Annotated in this window: 14 protein-coding genes; 7 read left to right on the forward strand and 7 right to left on the reverse strand. The window is 63.9% G+C overall.

Annotated features, from left to right (window positions below; all coding sequences use genetic code 11):
• Positions 1–168 precede the first annotated feature (168 nt).
• From H0194_RS05065 to H0194_RS05080, 4 genes are all read left to right on the forward strand, one after another.
• A complete protein-coding gene (locus H0194_RS05065; RefSeq protein ID WP_185176718.1) occupies positions 169–774 on the forward strand; it encodes a superoxide dismutase in 606 nt (201 codons plus the stop codon).
• 775 nt (positions 775–1,549) lie between these two features.
• On the forward strand, positions 1,550–2,554 hold the full coding sequence (locus H0194_RS05070; RefSeq protein ID WP_185176719.1) for an App1 family protein phosphatidate phosphatase: 1,005 nt from the start codon (positions 1,550–1,552) through the stop codon (positions 2,552–2,554).
• Between the two features lie 68 nt (positions 2,555–2,622).
• Positions 2,623–3,753, forward strand: a complete 1,131-nt coding sequence (locus H0194_RS05075) for an MFS transporter (RefSeq protein ID WP_185176896.1) — start codon at positions 2,623–2,625, stop codon at positions 3,751–3,753.
• 63 nt (positions 3,754–3,816) lie between these two features.
• The gene (locus H0194_RS05080) at positions 3,817–5,190 is read left to right on the forward strand and encodes a copper oxidase (protein WP_246389085.1); all 1,374 of its coding nucleotides are present in this window, start codon (positions 3,817–3,819) and stop codon (positions 5,188–5,190) included.
• Here the strand turns inward: H0194_RS05080 and H0194_RS05085 are convergent.
• Complete coding sequence (locus tag H0194_RS05085) at positions 5,187–6,740, reverse strand: TM0106 family RecB-like putative nuclease (RefSeq protein WP_185176720.1); 1,554 nt, start codon at positions 6,738–6,740, stop codon at positions 5,187–5,189. The genes H0194_RS05080 and H0194_RS05085 overlap by 4 nt on opposite strands.
• 116 nt (positions 6,741–6,856) lie before the next feature.
• Between H0194_RS05085 and H0194_RS05090 the strand changes: the two genes are divergently transcribed.
• Positions 6,857–7,492: a DUF6474 family protein gene (locus H0194_RS05090; RefSeq protein WP_185176721.1), complete on the forward strand. Its 636-nt coding sequence runs from the start codon at positions 6,857–6,859 to the stop codon at positions 7,490–7,492.
• Positions 7,493–7,535: 43 nt separating this feature from the next.
• On the opposite strand, the gene H0194_RS05095 is transcribed toward H0194_RS05090, so the two are convergent.
• Entirely contained in the window at positions 7,536–8,174 is a 639-nt protein-coding gene (locus tag H0194_RS05095) for a response regulator (protein ID WP_185176722.1), read from the reverse strand.
• Between the two features lie 46 nt (positions 8,175–8,220).
• Positions 8,221–9,465 (reverse strand): sensor histidine kinase, encoded by a 1,245-nt coding sequence (locus tag H0194_RS05100; RefSeq protein ID WP_185176723.1) that lies wholly within the window; start codon positions 9,463–9,465, stop codon positions 8,221–8,223.
• Here H0194_RS05100 and H0194_RS05105 point away from each other — a divergent pair.
• Positions 9,464–10,129 (forward strand): DUF2020 domain-containing protein, encoded by a 666-nt coding sequence (locus H0194_RS05105; protein WP_246389087.1) that lies wholly within the window; start codon positions 9,464–9,466, stop codon positions 10,127–10,129. The two genes, H0194_RS05100 and H0194_RS05105, sit on opposite strands and share 2 nt — an antisense overlap.
• 9 nt (positions 10,130–10,138) lie before the next feature.
• Here H0194_RS05105 and H0194_RS05110 read toward each other — a convergent pair whose 3' ends face one another.
• Both H0194_RS05110 and H0194_RS05115 read right to left on the reverse strand, forming a co-directional pair.
• Entirely contained in the window at positions 10,139–10,294 is a 156-nt protein-coding gene (locus H0194_RS05110; RefSeq protein ID WP_185176724.1) for a hypothetical protein, read from the reverse strand.
• The gene (locus H0194_RS05115; protein ID WP_185176725.1) at positions 10,294–11,091 is read right to left on the reverse strand and encodes a class E sortase; all 798 of its coding nucleotides are present in this window, start codon (positions 11,089–11,091) and stop codon (positions 10,294–10,296) included. The genes H0194_RS05110 and H0194_RS05115 overlap by 1 nt, the downstream gene beginning before the upstream one ends.
• A 97-nt stretch (positions 11,092–11,188) precedes the next feature.
• On the opposite strand from H0194_RS05115, the gene yidC reads away from it, so the two are divergent.
• Positions 11,189–12,340, forward strand: coding sequence for a membrane protein insertase YidC (gene yidC, locus H0194_RS05120; protein WP_185176726.1), 1,152 nt, complete (start codon positions 11,189–11,191; stop codon positions 12,338–12,340).
• A 42-nt stretch (positions 12,341–12,382) separates the two neighbouring features.
• Here the strand turns inward: yidC and H0194_RS05125 are convergent, their stop codons facing one another.
• Both H0194_RS05125 and H0194_RS05130 read right to left on the reverse strand, forming a co-directional pair.
• Positions 12,383–13,000, reverse strand: coding sequence for a TetR/AcrR family transcriptional regulator (locus H0194_RS05125; RefSeq protein WP_246389089.1), 618 nt, complete (start codon positions 12,998–13,000; stop codon positions 12,383–12,385).
• A gap of 153 nt (positions 13,001–13,153) precedes the next feature.
• On the reverse strand, positions 13,154–13,348 hold the full coding sequence (locus H0194_RS05130; RefSeq protein WP_185176900.1) for a GlsB/YeaQ/YmgE family stress response membrane protein: 195 nt from the start codon (positions 13,346–13,348) through the stop codon (positions 13,154–13,156).
• Positions 13,349–13,412 lie beyond the last annotated feature (64 nt).

Below are 13,412 nucleotides of genomic sequence, written 5' to 3' on the forward strand. Positions count from 1 at the left end.
ACAACTCCTTGCTTGACTGGCTTGACTGTCCTTAGCCGACAATCTACTCCCCGCCGCGGACATCGGGAAGCCCGACCACGATTTTATTTCATTTACAAAACTTCCTTGCAGAATGTCCCGACGTGCCTATGATGGGTGGCGTACCCGAACGAAAGGATTTGAATAATCATGGCTGTATACGAACTGCCGGAACTGGACTACGCCTACGACGCACTGGAGCCGCACATCTCCGCTGAGATTATGGAGCTGCACCACTCCAAGCACCACGCTAACTACGTCGCTGGTGCCAACGCTGCCCTCGAGGCCCTCGAGGCGGAGCGCAACGGCGAGGCCAACCCGGACAACATCCGTGCGCTGTCCAAGAACCTGGCCTTCAACCTGGGTGGCCACACCAACCACTCCATCTTCTGGAAGAACCTGTCCCCGAACGGTGGCGGCGAGCCAACCGGCGAGCTGGCTGAGGCTATCAACCGCGACTTCGGTTCCTTCGAGAAGTTCAAGGCTCACTTCTCCGCAGTGGCTACCTCCCTGCAGGGCTCCGGCTGGGCTGTGCTGGGCTACGACCACATCGCTGGCCGCCTCATCGTGGAGCAGCTGACCGATCAGCAGGGCAACATCTCCGTTGACTTCACCCCGCTGCTCATGCTGGACATGTGGGAGCACGCCTTCTACCTGCAGTACAAGAACGTCAAGGCCGACTACGTCAAGGCCGTCTGGAACGTCTTCAACTGGGAGGACGTTGCAGAGCGTTTCGCAAAGGCGTCCGCTAAGTAAGCCTTCAATGAAACCGCTCCCCACTAGTTGAACTGAGAAATCAGCTTCCTGCTAGTGGGGAGCATTTGTTGCGCTTGCCGCCGCGACGGTCGCTGTTTCCAGCGCGATGGGTGGCTCAATCGGATCAGTACTCTCCGGAGGCGTGGCCCTTCTCGGTATAGTTTTTCATTGACATGGCGGCAACGATCGTTGGAGCAATAGCGCAAGGGAAAGGCGTAGCTTTCTACGCACAATGGGGATTCCCTCCAATTGAGACCATGCTTGAGTAAGCGCGTAACAGTCCGGAGAGATGAGGGTACCGACATGAAGTCTAAAAACTCAGTTTACCGGGCATTCCTCCCTGTACTTATCGGTGGCATCGCACTTGGGATGCACATCAGTCGTCTCACTGGAATGGCGGAAACTGCCACGACCGTTTTCTGGGTCTTTTACGGCATTGCTTTCGCAATATGCGTAGTTCTTTGCTGTCTGTCGGCATTTCACATGGTCCCCGCTACACGTAGCTCTGTGATCATCGCAGCGCGCGACATTGTGGCTACCGTGTGCTTGTTCGGACTTGCGTGGCAGGCCCAGCCCTATGTGTGGATAGCCATTCTAGGTTTTTCCCTCTTGTGGCTCGTAGTAGCTCGCCGATAATCACACTCCCTAGCCGATAGAAACGATAGGTCCACAGACTTGAATCTCGAGCATTATCCTAGGGGCCGATTCTCAGCGTCATAACAATCCTGCTTGGAACGAAGAACCAATGGCGTCCAGTTTCAGTACCCTGGTTCGCATGGGAATCAAAGACGTCATCCGCAACGCCGAAGAATTCTTGAACGCTGAGGGCGTGAAGCGCGCCCGGAAGTCCGGCTGGACGCCGGTGATTCAGGCCTACCGGGGCTACGGGACGTCGGCACGCGTGCACGTCATCGGCCGCGTGCTCATGGAGAACCCGGAGGCGCCCAAGAACGAGGTGCAGCGCGGTTACCGCCAGTTCTTTACCGTGCAGGTGGGTGACGTGCCCGTCACCGTCCACGTGGACGGCCAAGAAGTGCAGACCCTGACCAATTCCAACGGCTACTTCGACGTCACCGTGGACGACCACGGCCTGCCCACCGGGTGGAATGAGGTCACCGTCAGCGCCCAGGGCGCCGAGGACGTCGTGGCCGAGGTGCTGGTCACCCCGGAAGGACAGAAGCTGGGATTGGTGTCCGACATCGATGACACCATCATGGTGACCAACCTGCCGCGTGCCTTCCACGCCGCCTACAATTCCTGGTTCCTGCGCACCAACGCCCGCCAGCCGATCCAGGGCATGGCGCGCTTCTACAACGAACTGCTTCACGACGACCCCGATGCGCCGGTGTTTTATTTGTCCACCGGCGCGTGGAACACGTACGACACGTTGGTGCAGTTCATCGAGGAGCAGGGCCTACCCAAGGGCCCGCTGCTGCTCACCGACTGGGGTCCGACCCCGACCGGACTGTTCCGCTCCGGGCAGGAACACAAGAAGGTGCAGCTGCGTAACCTGCTCATTGATTACCCGGACCTGGAATGGATCCTGGTGGGCGATAACGGCCAGCACGATCCCCTGATTTACGGCAACCTCGTGGCAGAGCACCCCACCGCTGTGCGCGGCGTGGCGATCCGCGAGCTCACCCCCACCGAGCACGTGCTCTCCCACGGTACGGCGTCCTCCCTCGTTGGCCCGGCGCGCACCGACCGCGAGGGCGTACCCGCCATCTCCGCCAAGGACGGCGACGCGCTGCTGGCGCAGTACCTGCGTCACCCGTTCTGATCTCAGTGGCTTCTAGGCGTCGTGGGTTGCGTCCGGGCGATCCCGCCTACGGGCGCGTTAACGTGGCCATGCTGCTGGTGGGACTGGCGACGTTTTCCGGGTTGTATTGCACGCAGGCAATCCTGCCAGCGCTCGCGGACTATTTTGCGGCCGAGCCGACGCTCACCGCGTTGACGGTCTCGGCGGCCACGGGCGCGCTGGCGCTGTGCGTGGTGCCGCTGTCCATCCTTTCCGAGCGCTTTGGCCGCGGCCGCGTGCTCGTGGCGTCATGTGTGGCCGCGGCGCTGGTGGGTCTGCTGGCCCCGCTGTTGGCGGACAACATCTACCTGCTCATCGCGCTGCGCGGTGCGCAGGGCGCGCTGCTGGCCGGCGCCCCGGCGGTGGCCATGACGTGGCTGGCGGAGGAGCTTGACGAATCCGCACTGCCCAAGGCTATGGGCCTGTATATCGCGGGCAATTCCCTAGGAGGGCTGACCGGGCGCATCGTGCCCGCCGTTCTGGTGGACGCCGCCGGCTGGCGGGTGGCGCTCGCGGCGTCGCTGGTGCTGGGCCTGCTCATGGCCGCGGCGGTGTGGTGGCTGCTTCCGGCGCAGAAATTCTTCGAACCCAAATCGCTAACCCTGCGCCACGAGTGGGAGGCCATGTATCGACACTGGCATACCCCGGCGCTGGTCATGCTCTTCATCACGCCGTTTCTGGCGATGGGCACTTTTGTGTCGCTGTATAACTACATCGGCTTCCGGCTCATCGATACCTTCGGCCTGCACCCGGCGCTCGTCGGCGGGGTGTTCCTGGTCTACCTGGTGGGCACGGTGGCCTCCGCACAGGCGGGCAACGTGGTCGCGCGCCTGGGGCGCGGCACCACGTTGCTGGCCGCGGCCGTCGGCATGCTGGCGGGCCTGCTGCTCATGGTGACCGGGTGGCTGTGGCTCACCCTCGTGGGCCTGGTCGTGTTCACCGGCGCGTTCTTCGCGCTGCATTCCACCGCCTCGGGCTGGGTGGGCGCGCTAGCTACCCGCGACCGCGCGGAGGCCTCCAGCATGTACGTATTGTGTTACTACTTGGGCTCCTCGGTGCTGGGCGCGGCGGCCGGCCCGGTGTTCAGCGCCTCCCCGTGGTGGGTGTTCATTCTAAGCCTCGCGGTGGTGCTACTGGCGCTGGTGGGCCTGGCGGCGGCGCTACGACGAACAGCAGCTTGAGCACCACCTACCATCTTTAACACTCATTGACCCGTACAAATCATGGGGATATGGTTAATACTTATGGATGATAAAAAGTCGGGGCGCCTGCCCACCAAGGAGTGGTCTGCCAAGTCCTGGCACCGCCGCGCCAGCAAACCCATCATCTACTGGATGGCGCTGTTCATCGTCCTCGGCTCTGTACACATCATCATCCCCAACTACCGCTGGGTGCTCATCCACATGTTCACCCTCGGCATCGTAACCAACTCGATTGTGGTGTGGTCCCAGCACCTCACCGAGAAATTCACCCAATCCACACTCCCCGATTCCACCCGCCCGGGCCAGCTGCGCCGCATCTGGGCGCTCAACGGCGGCGTGGTCATCGCCGTCATGGGACAGATCCTCCACGAGACCTGGGATAAGCACTGGATACTCACCCAGTTAGGCGCCACCGTCATCGCCGTGGTGGTGGGCTGGCACGGGGTATCACTGCTGCGGCAGTGGCGCGCCCTCGACGCGGACAAGCGCTTCCGTAACGTGGTGTTGGGTTACGTGGTCTCCGCGCTATGTCTGCCGCTGGGCGCAATCCTTGGCGCGCTGCTGGCCATGGGGCTCGACGCGCCGTGGCATGAACGCCTGCTACTCGCGCATATCGCGCTGAACATTCTGGGTTTCGTGGGCATCGCCGCGGCCGCCTCGTTGACCATCTTGTTCCCCGCTATTTGGCGCACACGCGGCGGCTCCAACCGCTTCAGCCTCACGCTCAGCCTGCAAGCCTTCGGCTTAGTCATGGCCACCGGCGGCGCGCTTGCCGACGTCGGTGCTGTCGCCGGTGTCGGCGTCATCGTCTACGCCGCGGGCTGGGTGGCGTCCTGGCAGCTCTGGCTGCAGTTCACTGGCGCGGTGCTCAAGGACCCCCGGGATCGCATCAACTACCCTTCCGTCTCGGTGCTGCTGGCCATCACCTGGCTCACCCTGGCGCTCGTGCATTTCGGGGTCCGCCTCATCCTGGCCCGCGACGGCCTTGCCACCGTGGAACTTCCCACCCTGCCGTTGCTGGTGGGCTTCGCGGCGCAGCTGCTCATCGGCGCGATGAGCTACCTGTTGCCCACCACGATGGGCGGCGGCCCGCAGGCCGTGCGCGCAGGCCTCAAAGAGATGAACCGCGCCGGACTATACCGCGCCACGCTCATCAACGGCGGCCTGCTCATCTGGCTAACCACCACCTATTCCTGGCTGGCCGTGACCTCCTCCATGCTGTGCCTCGCCGCGCTCGCTGTGTTCCCCGTCCTCATCAAGCGCTCCGTCAGCGCCCAGAAGGCGGTCCTGCTCGGCGAGGCTGCAGGCCCCGCCAAAGACGACGCCGCCTCCCCTCCCTGGGGCCAGGTCACCGCGGGCGTCGCGACGCTCGCACTGCTCCTCGCCCTATTCGGCGGGTTGGGCGGCCCCTCCTAGGTCTCACTCGTTAACGTCGGAGCACCCGGAGCACCGGCGCGCAGCCACTCACGCACGGCGGCGGTGGCGCGGCAGTCATCGCGGTTGTAGCGGAGGATGCGCTCCCGGATATCCTCCGCTGTCGCCGCGTCCTCGCTGTGCATGGCGTGGCGTCGCGCGTTGACGGAGGCCTCGCCGTCGAAGCCCTCGTCCTCCCATTCGAAGTCGGCCACCGGCGCGATGACCTTGAGGCCCAGGCCGTAAGGACCCGCCAGGTGGCGCTTGACGTGGGCGAAAACGTCTACCCACTCCTCTGAGTGCAGGAAATCCTTAACCTCCTGCAGGGTAGGGTCGCCGAAGCGTTGGGCGGACATGGTCATCCAATGGTTCTCGCCGTGGTTGGAGTAGCAATACGCCCGGAAAGTCTTGCCTGCGGCGTGGGCTTGGTCGCGCAGGTTCTGCAACCACTCCCAGAACTCGCGGAAATTCGCGGCTTCATATTTACCGCCGAGCGGCTCCCAGGTGACAAACGCGCGATAGGTGCCGTCGTGCCACGCGCCCCACAAGTAGGCGCCTTGGTCCAGGTAGGCCTCCATGTCCACGTCCACCTCGACGTCGGCGCGCGGAAGCGACGCCGCGATGGCCGCAGCATCCGAGCGCCGCAGCGCCACCGTGCCCTCGCGCCAGGCGCGGGCCAAGGTGGAGGGCTCGCCCAGCTGGGCGTCGATAAGCCCCTGGACCGTATCGATGCCCTGCTCCCGGAAGGCGCGGGCGCGGTCGCCGGGGAGGAACAAGGAGATCTCGTCCGCGGCCTGAAGTTGCGGTTCGCATAGCTGCCAGAAGCGGCAGCTGGCGCATTCCTTGACCCGGCGCGGTGCCACAGGGGTGGGCGCGGCCAACGCGTCGTCCAAAGCGCTGGGGTGCGGGGTGGTGAAGAAAACGCGGTCGCGGTCTTGTCCAATGACGCCGCCGCTGCCGGTGGACAGGCCCAGCTCGTCGAGCACGCGCACCGCCATGGACAGCCGGTAGCCGTCCGTAACGTGATGGCGGATCTTGTACGGCGCGGGCAGCGGCGCCGACAGCCCCAGCCGATGGGTGGGCACGGCGGGCGTAGTGATGGTGGCGTGCGCGCGGGCGGCGCGGTGGTTGCTCACCAGAATCGGCAGGTAGGCGCGGGAGCCAGTCGCAACGGACTCAACTGGCGATGTGGCCTGCAGGATATCCACGTTGACCGAGTAGCGCACCGGGCCCGTCGGCGTGGTGGCGGTGGATTCGAGCACCGCGCCGGTGATCAGCGTGGCGCCGGAGGCCAGGGCCTCTAGCGTTTCGAGGAAGCGCGCTTCCGGATCATCGGCGGGCAGGGGGCCAAGGTCCACGCGCTTGAACAGGGCGCTCCCGTCCCCGGGCCCGCGCTTGGTGGGTAGCTTGGTGAGCACGAGCTCCCGGGCGGCGGCGAAGCGATCCGCACGCGCCTGCGCGGCAGGAGTGCGGGGAATATCAGGGTGCGCGCGGCGCTGGGCGAGCCGGTAGCGGCACCCCACCACATCCGAGGCTGAAATTGTGTCATTCACGTCGTGCCTACCTTATCCCACGCATATCCCTCGTTGCCCACCTTATTCCAGGTACTCTGGGGAAGGTAAAAACTGCACCAATAAAGATTGATGAACGAGGGAGCACTGAATACACCATGAGCATCCTGAAGAAGCTACGCAAGCGCCGCAACGAAGCCCGCGCGGAGATCAAGGCCGCCAAGGAGCGCGTGCGCCGCGAGGTTAAGGCTGCCAACAAGGCCCAGGAGCGCCAGCAGAAGCTCCTGGCCAAGCAGGAAAAGCAGCTGCTCAAGGACGAGAAGAAGAACCTCAAGGCCAAGCGTAAGCACGAGCTGAAGATGGCCAAGGCGGAGCTCGATCGCATCAAAACTGGCAGGCTCAACAAGGCGAACGTCCAGCGCTATGCGGGTGCCGCCCGCGCCGCGGCCCCCTTGCTGCTGCCGCTGGCTTACCGCGCTATCACCGCCGGCCGCGAGGCCCTGGAGCAGCGCCGCGCACAGCGCGCCGGCATCTCCGCGGACCAGATGGCGGAGTTCTCCGGTCACGGCGCGCCGCTGCGTGCCAAGACCCAGGGAATCCGCAATTCCCTCAAGGAATCCAGCCTGCCGCTGGGCTACCAGCGCGACGTGCGCGATCAACTCGATGAAATTGACGCGGCCATCGACAACGCGGAGTTCATGACCCCGCAGCAGCGTCGCCGCGCGCACCACTCCATTCAGCGCGACATCGACTCCGTGACCCAGGACATCCAGAACCGGATCAACCGCCTGTAAATTTCCCGGTTTTGTAGCGTTTCCCGGGTTTTATAGCCTCCGGCTACAAAACCCCCTGCTCGCGGGCCGCCGCCACGGCGGAGGTGCGCGAGCGTACGCCCAGCTTGTCGTAGATGTGGACGAGGTGAGACTTGACGGTGGCCTCGGAGAGCATGAGCTCCGTGCCGATGTCCCGGTTGGACGCGCCGGAGGCCACCAGCTGCAGTACTTCCAGCTCGCGCGGGGTCAGCGACGTGCGCGGGGTGCGCACGCGGGTCATGAGCTTGTCCGCCACGATCGGTGAGAGCGCCGAGTCTCCCTCGGCCGCAGAGTGCACGGCCTCCAGCAATTCCGCGGGTGGGGCGTCCTTGAGCAGGTAGCCCACCGCACCCGCCTCGATGGCGCCGAGGATGTCCGCGTCCGTGTCGTAGTTAGTGACCACCAGGACCTTCGGCGGGCGCTGCATAGACCGGCGAATCTCCGCGGTGGCCTGCGCGCCGTTCATCACCCGAGTGCCCTCCACCCCGGCGGAGAACCTTAAGTCCATGAGCACGACGTCAATGCCGCCGGCCTGCGCCGCGGAAATGGCGGCCTCGGCGGTGGCTACTTCACCCACGACCTCGATGTCGTCCGCCTCTTCCAACACGGCGCGTAAGCCCAGGCGGACAATCTCATGATCGTCTGCGAGCAGACCCCTGATCATCGGCGCACCCCTCCCCGGTTGCAACTAAAGTTTGGCATTCGACTCATCAGTTTAGCCCCTCCGTCATCGGCCCCCCCCCTGCCACCGCCGTTCCGTGGCCCGGGGTGGATTCCACGGTCAGCTCGCCGCCCAGCTCGGCCGCGCGGCGTTTCATGGCGTCCAGCCCGATGTGGCCTAAGCCAGTGGGACGCTCGGCGAGCGTCTCCGGCGCAAACCCGACGCCGTTATCCACGACGTCCAGGCGCACCTGGTCCGGTTCGTAGGTCACCGTGATCCGCGCCTTCTTCGCCTGCGAGTGTTTGGTGGCGTTGCCCACCGCGCCCTGCGCGATGCGCAACAACGCAGCCTCCACCTTCATGGGCAGTTGGTAGTGCTCGCCCTCGATATCCACGGCGATCTCCATCTCTCCCGCCCCCGCGAACCCGTCCGCCATGCGTTCCAGCGCCCCCTGGAGTGAGGTTTGCTGCAGGCCGGCCGGTTGCAGCGCCGCGATCATGGCGCGCGCCTCCTGCAGGTTCTCCGCGGCGGTGCGGCGGGCGAGTTCGATGCGGCCGTGGGCCTTGTCGACGCCCGCGTTGACCGCCTCGACGTCAATCTTGCTGTCAGCATCCGCACCGTCGGCGATCTTCGCGATGTCCCGGTCCGCGGCGTGCAAAAGCATCTGCATCGAGGACAGGCCCTGGGCCAGGGTGTCGTGGATTTCGTGCGCGATGCGCTGGCGCTCAGCGTTGACGCCCGCGCTGCGTTCCGTCTCCGCCAGCTGATTGCGGGTGGCCATGAGCTCCTCGATGAGCTGCGCGCGTTCCGCGTTGACCCGCGCCAGCGTGCGGAAGGCGAAGAAGATCGCGATGGTCACCACCGCGGAGACTGCCGGGCCCATGATTCCGCCCAGGGTGAGCCCATGGGGGATCTGCACGCCGATGGACATGGACGTAGCCACAATGACCGCGAGCACACCGCGGACATCATCGAATACCTGCAGATACACAAAGTACAGGGCAAAGACCAGGTAGATGGCCACTGGGGCGACGAGGATGTCGGCTGTCCACACGGCAGTGAGGATGACCAGCCACGCGGTCTTCGCCGGGTCGTTCCATTTATCAATGTAGGCGGAGCCGGCGAAGTACAGCGCACCGAAGCCCGTCACCAGCAAGAGATTCAGCACCCCGGGCCCCAGCGCCAACTGCAGCGAGGCACCTGCGGTGACCATCAGCAGCGTGGCGGTGAGCACGTGGACACCGTTGCGTAACACTTCGGAGTCGCTGAATTCTTCCTCTAAGCTAGTGGTCATGCGTATGAGCCTATCCCCACGAATCCGCCTGCGGAACTCCGCCTCCGTCCCCACTGCCAAGGCCGCCAGCGCCGCCAGCGTGCTCGCTGCGACGCTTCTGCTTTCTGGTTGCTCCGCCCTCGGCAGCGACGCCGCCGACGAGCCCACTTCCGACGCGGCGTCCGCCAGCACCGCCGCCAAGAAGGGCGCGGATGCCGACAAGGGCGACGGGGCGACGGATAGCGCGGCACAGCCTGCTGCCGACGTCCTGCCGGCGGATACCTTCCCCGAGAAGCAAGCCGACGGCGAGTGCCCCTACTTGGATTCGCAGTGGGTAGCCGAGACCAACGGCCAGCGCATCACCTACCAGGGTGTGGACAACCGCTTTGACACCCCGGCGTGCCTCATCTGGTCCTACCCGGAAGAGCCACAGGCAGTAGTCTTGGTGCGCGAGATGCCGGACGAGGACGCTGCCATCGAGGTCGTGGATTGGGCGGCGCCGATCAAGCAGACCGAACCCGCCGAAGAACCCGCAGGCTGGTCCGGCGGCCGCGGCGTCATCGACGAGCGCGCGGTCTACGCCGTGCAGAAGGGCAACGTGACCGTCGCCGTGTGGTCCAACCAGCTGCAGACCGTCAAGGCCGAGCTCATCGCCAAGGAAGCCATCAAGAACTTAGAACTCTAGGACAGAGCTCTAGGACACTGCGACGTCGGCATACGGCATGATCGTGGATACCCACGGGAACACGTACTCCATGAGCACGTAGAACACGAGCGCCAGCAGCAACAGCGCCTCGATGACCTTGAGCGCGGTCGGGCCGGGCAGGTGCCGGAAGATGAACGCGTACATTAGTTTTCCTCCAATACGGCCGGGCGCTCGCCCGGAGTCTTCGCCTCGGAATCTACCTCAATGGCGTGGATAATCATGCGCTCCGCGTTAGAGAATTGCGGGTGGCACGTGGTCAGGGTGAGCAGGCGCTCCGTCGCCTTCGCGTCCTTGCCGGCACCGGGGATCTTGTCCAGCACGCTGACATCGCCAGGCAACGTGATGTGACGGCCTTGCACCCCGGCGTAGGCACCAGAGGCGACCTTCTCCACCTGCTTGTCACTCAAACACTTCGCAGCTTCTGCCTCGCGGTTGTCACCCAGAGGAAGCACACGGTAGGCGATCCACTCGGTTTGCGTTTCCACCACGATGGCATCGCAGGACTTGAGGTTGTCCAGGTCATTGAATGGCGCGCCCTTGCCCACGCGGTGGCCCGCGACGGCGAAGTTGCCTTCCTCGCCCGGCATTTGGGTGTCCTGGTAGCGGCCCGGGCCGCGCAACAGGTCGGCGTCGTTGGTGCCCTCCACCACGGCGAAGTGGAAGTCCGAACCGAAGGTCGGGATGTACATGCGCGCAAAGGCCTCGCCGAGCTCTGGGTTGAGCTTCTGGCGCGGGTTCACCCGACGCCCGTCGTCCACCCATTTATCATCCAGCGCGCTATTAACCTCGTCTTGTTGTTTCCCGGCCTCGATATTGGTCCAATAGGACTCATAGAAAGCGAAAAGCAGCATGAGGACGCCGATGGTCAAGATGATCTCCCCGAAAACGGAGGAGACCGTGGCCTTGCGCCGCGGGCGCGACTGGGGCTTGCGGTGGGTCATAGCGTGGGACTTCCTTCACCGAAGTACGATTTAGCTGTTATATAGAGAGGTTACCGTCAGAATGCTAGAAATTTTCAATTACCCAGTCTCCGGGATCATGAAGGCGTGGCATCTTCTGCTCCACAACGTCTTCTCCCTCGGTAACTCCGCTTCTTGGATTATCTCCATCATCCTCCTAGTCATTACTGTGCGCACCCTCATCGCTCCTATTACCTGGATGTCCATCCGCTCCGGCCGTGTCAGCGCGCTCATGCGCCCAGAAAAAGAAGCGATCGAGGCCCGCTACGCCGAGGCGACCACCAAAGAGGAGGTCGCCGCGCGTGACGACGCCATCCGGGAGCTCAACAAGCGCTACAACTTCAAACCCGCCGCCGGCTGCATCCCGCCGCTTATCATGTTCCCGGTCTTCATCGGCCTCTACCGGGTCATCTTGTACATGGCATCGCCGGACAACCACGGCGCTGACGCCAACGTCGGCGCGCTGAACCCGCAGGAGATCGCCAGCTTTCGCGAAGCCGTCTACCAAGGCATCCCCCTCACCGCCTTCCCCGCCATGCCTGACGACTGGGCGGCATCCATGGGAGTGACCGGTGAACAGGTCTACAACACGATCCTTCCCCTGCTGGTCCCCGCCATCATCTTCACGGTTATCAACATGATGGCCTCGCTGTACCGCAGCTACTGGACGATGGACTTCACCAACACCATCATGCGCCGGATGTACTACGTCATGATCATCCTCGGCGTCGTCTTCTTCCCGTGGATGCTGTGGAACCTGGCCACCGCCGGCCCCGTCCCGCTGGCGATTGTCATTTACTGGTTCACCTCCAACCTGTACACGCTCATCCAGACGCTGTTCTTCAACGTTTTGCTGCACTTCAAGCTGCCACTGGCAGACGAGCACCACGAGCACCGCAAGGGCTCGCTGGAGCGCTTCAAGCAGGCCCGCCGGGACAGGAAGGACCTCTCGCGCCGCAAGCGTCGTGCGCTCCTGAGCTCCTCCAAGCGCGCGGAGATCAAGGCGGAGGAAGAACAGCGCCAGCAGGAACTGGCAGCACACAAGGCGCGTAAGCGCGAGCTGCAGAAAACTCAGAACAAACTGCGCGCGGAAATCCGCCGCGAACGCCTCAAGGCACGGCAGGCTGAGATTGCCGAGAAAAAGGCGCAACGCGAGGCCGCGAGCCAAGGCAAGGCCGCAGACAACGCCGTCGCCCAGCCTGGCGACGTCGACAAGCCCAGCGCCGACTAATCCGCTGCGGTAGCCGTCACCGCTACAGCGAGCCTCGGTGGGTTAGATGGAATAGTCCGCCGGTGGCACGGACAACAGCGTGCGCGCCATCTCGCGGGCGGTCATGAGTGGCTCCACGCTGTGATCCAGGCGCGCGCCTTCCAAGCCGCCCTCAAGTAGGACGATAATCTGGCGGGCCTGGGTCTCCGAGGGGTAACCATTCTTCGCGTTGAGCAGGGCCGTCACGGTGGACAGCAGCCAGGTGCGGTGCGCGTGGCACGCGGCAACAATCTCCCGCTCAGAATCGGCTTCCGGGTTGGGGTATTCGTTGGCGGCCGTCTTGAAGTGGGAGGCGCGGAAATTCTTCACCGGCTCTTGCTCGATGGCCATGTCGAAGAAGGTTAGGACCTTATCGATGGGATCGGTCATGAGCACCGCCTTGTCCGTCCAGTCCTTGCGGTACTGCTCGTCCATGGCTTCGATATAGGCGGTGACCAACGCATCTTTGGATCCGTAGAGGGAATATAGCGAGGCCTTGGCCACGTCCGCCTCACGCAGCACGCGGTCAATGCCGATGACGCGGATGCCCTCCATCATGAACAGGTTGGTGGCGGACTCGAGTAGGCGCACTCGGGGCGCCGGGCGGTTCCGGCGCGATTTCTTAGCGGGTGCAGCGGCCACGGTGTCCCTTCCATCCTTGTTCTGTCTAGACCTCATCATATTCTGACATAGACAGCCTAGTACACATAGTTAACACAAAAGGCGCGCCCCCGTGGTGTCCCACGGAGAGCGCGCCTTGAGCTCGAACTAGCTCACGCTAGTGCAGGGTGCGGGTTAAACGCGGCCCTTCGGCTTGGTGACCAGGCCGACGATCCACAGCAGCAGGCAAGCGCCCACCACAGCGGTAATCAGGGTAACGAACCAGCCGGAGCCGGTACCGATACCGAACAGCTGCAGGATCCAGCCGCCCAAGATACCGCCAATAATGCCAACGATGATGTTGACGAAGATGCTGTGGTCGCGCTTCATAATCTTCTCAGCCAACCAGCCGGCAATAGCACCGATGACGATCCAAGCAATCCAAGACACAGTA

The sequence above is a fragment of the Corynebacterium incognita genome (genome assembly GCF_014217255.1).
GTDB classification, from domain to species: Bacteria; Actinomycetota; Actinomycetes; order Mycobacteriales; family Mycobacteriaceae; genus Corynebacterium; species Corynebacterium incognitum.

Bases quoted from the DNA above. Each gene is read 5' to 3' on its own strand.
- H0194_RS05095 (WP_185176722.1), bottom strand. From the start codon at position 8,174: ATGATCAGGGGTCTGCTCGCAGACGATCATGAGATTGTCCGCCTGGGC.
- H0194_RS05080 (WP_246389085.1), top strand. From the start codon at position 3,817: ATGGATGATAAAAAGTCGGGGCGCCTGCCCACCAAGGAGTGGTCTGCC.
- H0194_RS05115 (WP_185176725.1), bottom strand. From the start codon at position 11,091: ATGACCCACCGCAAGCCCCAGTCGCGCCCGCGGCGCAAGGCCACGGTC.
- H0194_RS05130 (WP_185176900.1), bottom strand. From the start codon at position 13,348: ATGAAGCGCGACCACAGCATCTTCGTCAACATCATCGTTGGCATTATT.
- yidC (WP_185176726.1), top strand. From the start codon at position 11,189: ATGAAGGCGTGGCATCTTCTGCTCCACAACGTCTTCTCCCTCGGTAAC.
- H0194_RS05105 (WP_246389087.1), top strand. From the start codon at position 9,464: ATGCGTATGAGCCTATCCCCACGAATCCGCCTGCGGAACTCCGCCTCC.
- H0194_RS05065 (WP_185176718.1), top strand. From the start codon at position 169: ATGGCTGTATACGAACTGCCGGAACTGGACTACGCCTACGACGCACTG.
- H0194_RS05070 (WP_185176719.1), top strand. From the start codon at position 1,550: ATGGGAATCAAAGACGTCATCCGCAACGCCGAAGAATTCTTGAACGCT.
- H0194_RS05075 (WP_185176896.1), top strand. From the start codon at position 2,623: ATGCTGCTGGTGGGACTGGCGACGTTTTCCGGGTTGTATTGCACGCAG.
- H0194_RS05100 (WP_185176723.1), bottom strand. From the start codon at position 9,465: ATGACCACTAGCTTAGAGGAAGAATTCAGCGACTCCGAAGTGTTACGC.
- H0194_RS05110 (WP_185176724.1), bottom strand. From the start codon at position 10,294: ATGTACGCGTTCATCTTCCGGCACCTGCCCGGCCCGACCGCGCTCAAG.
- H0194_RS05090 (WP_185176721.1), top strand. From the start codon at position 6,857: ATGAGCATCCTGAAGAAGCTACGCAAGCGCCGCAACGAAGCCCGCGCG.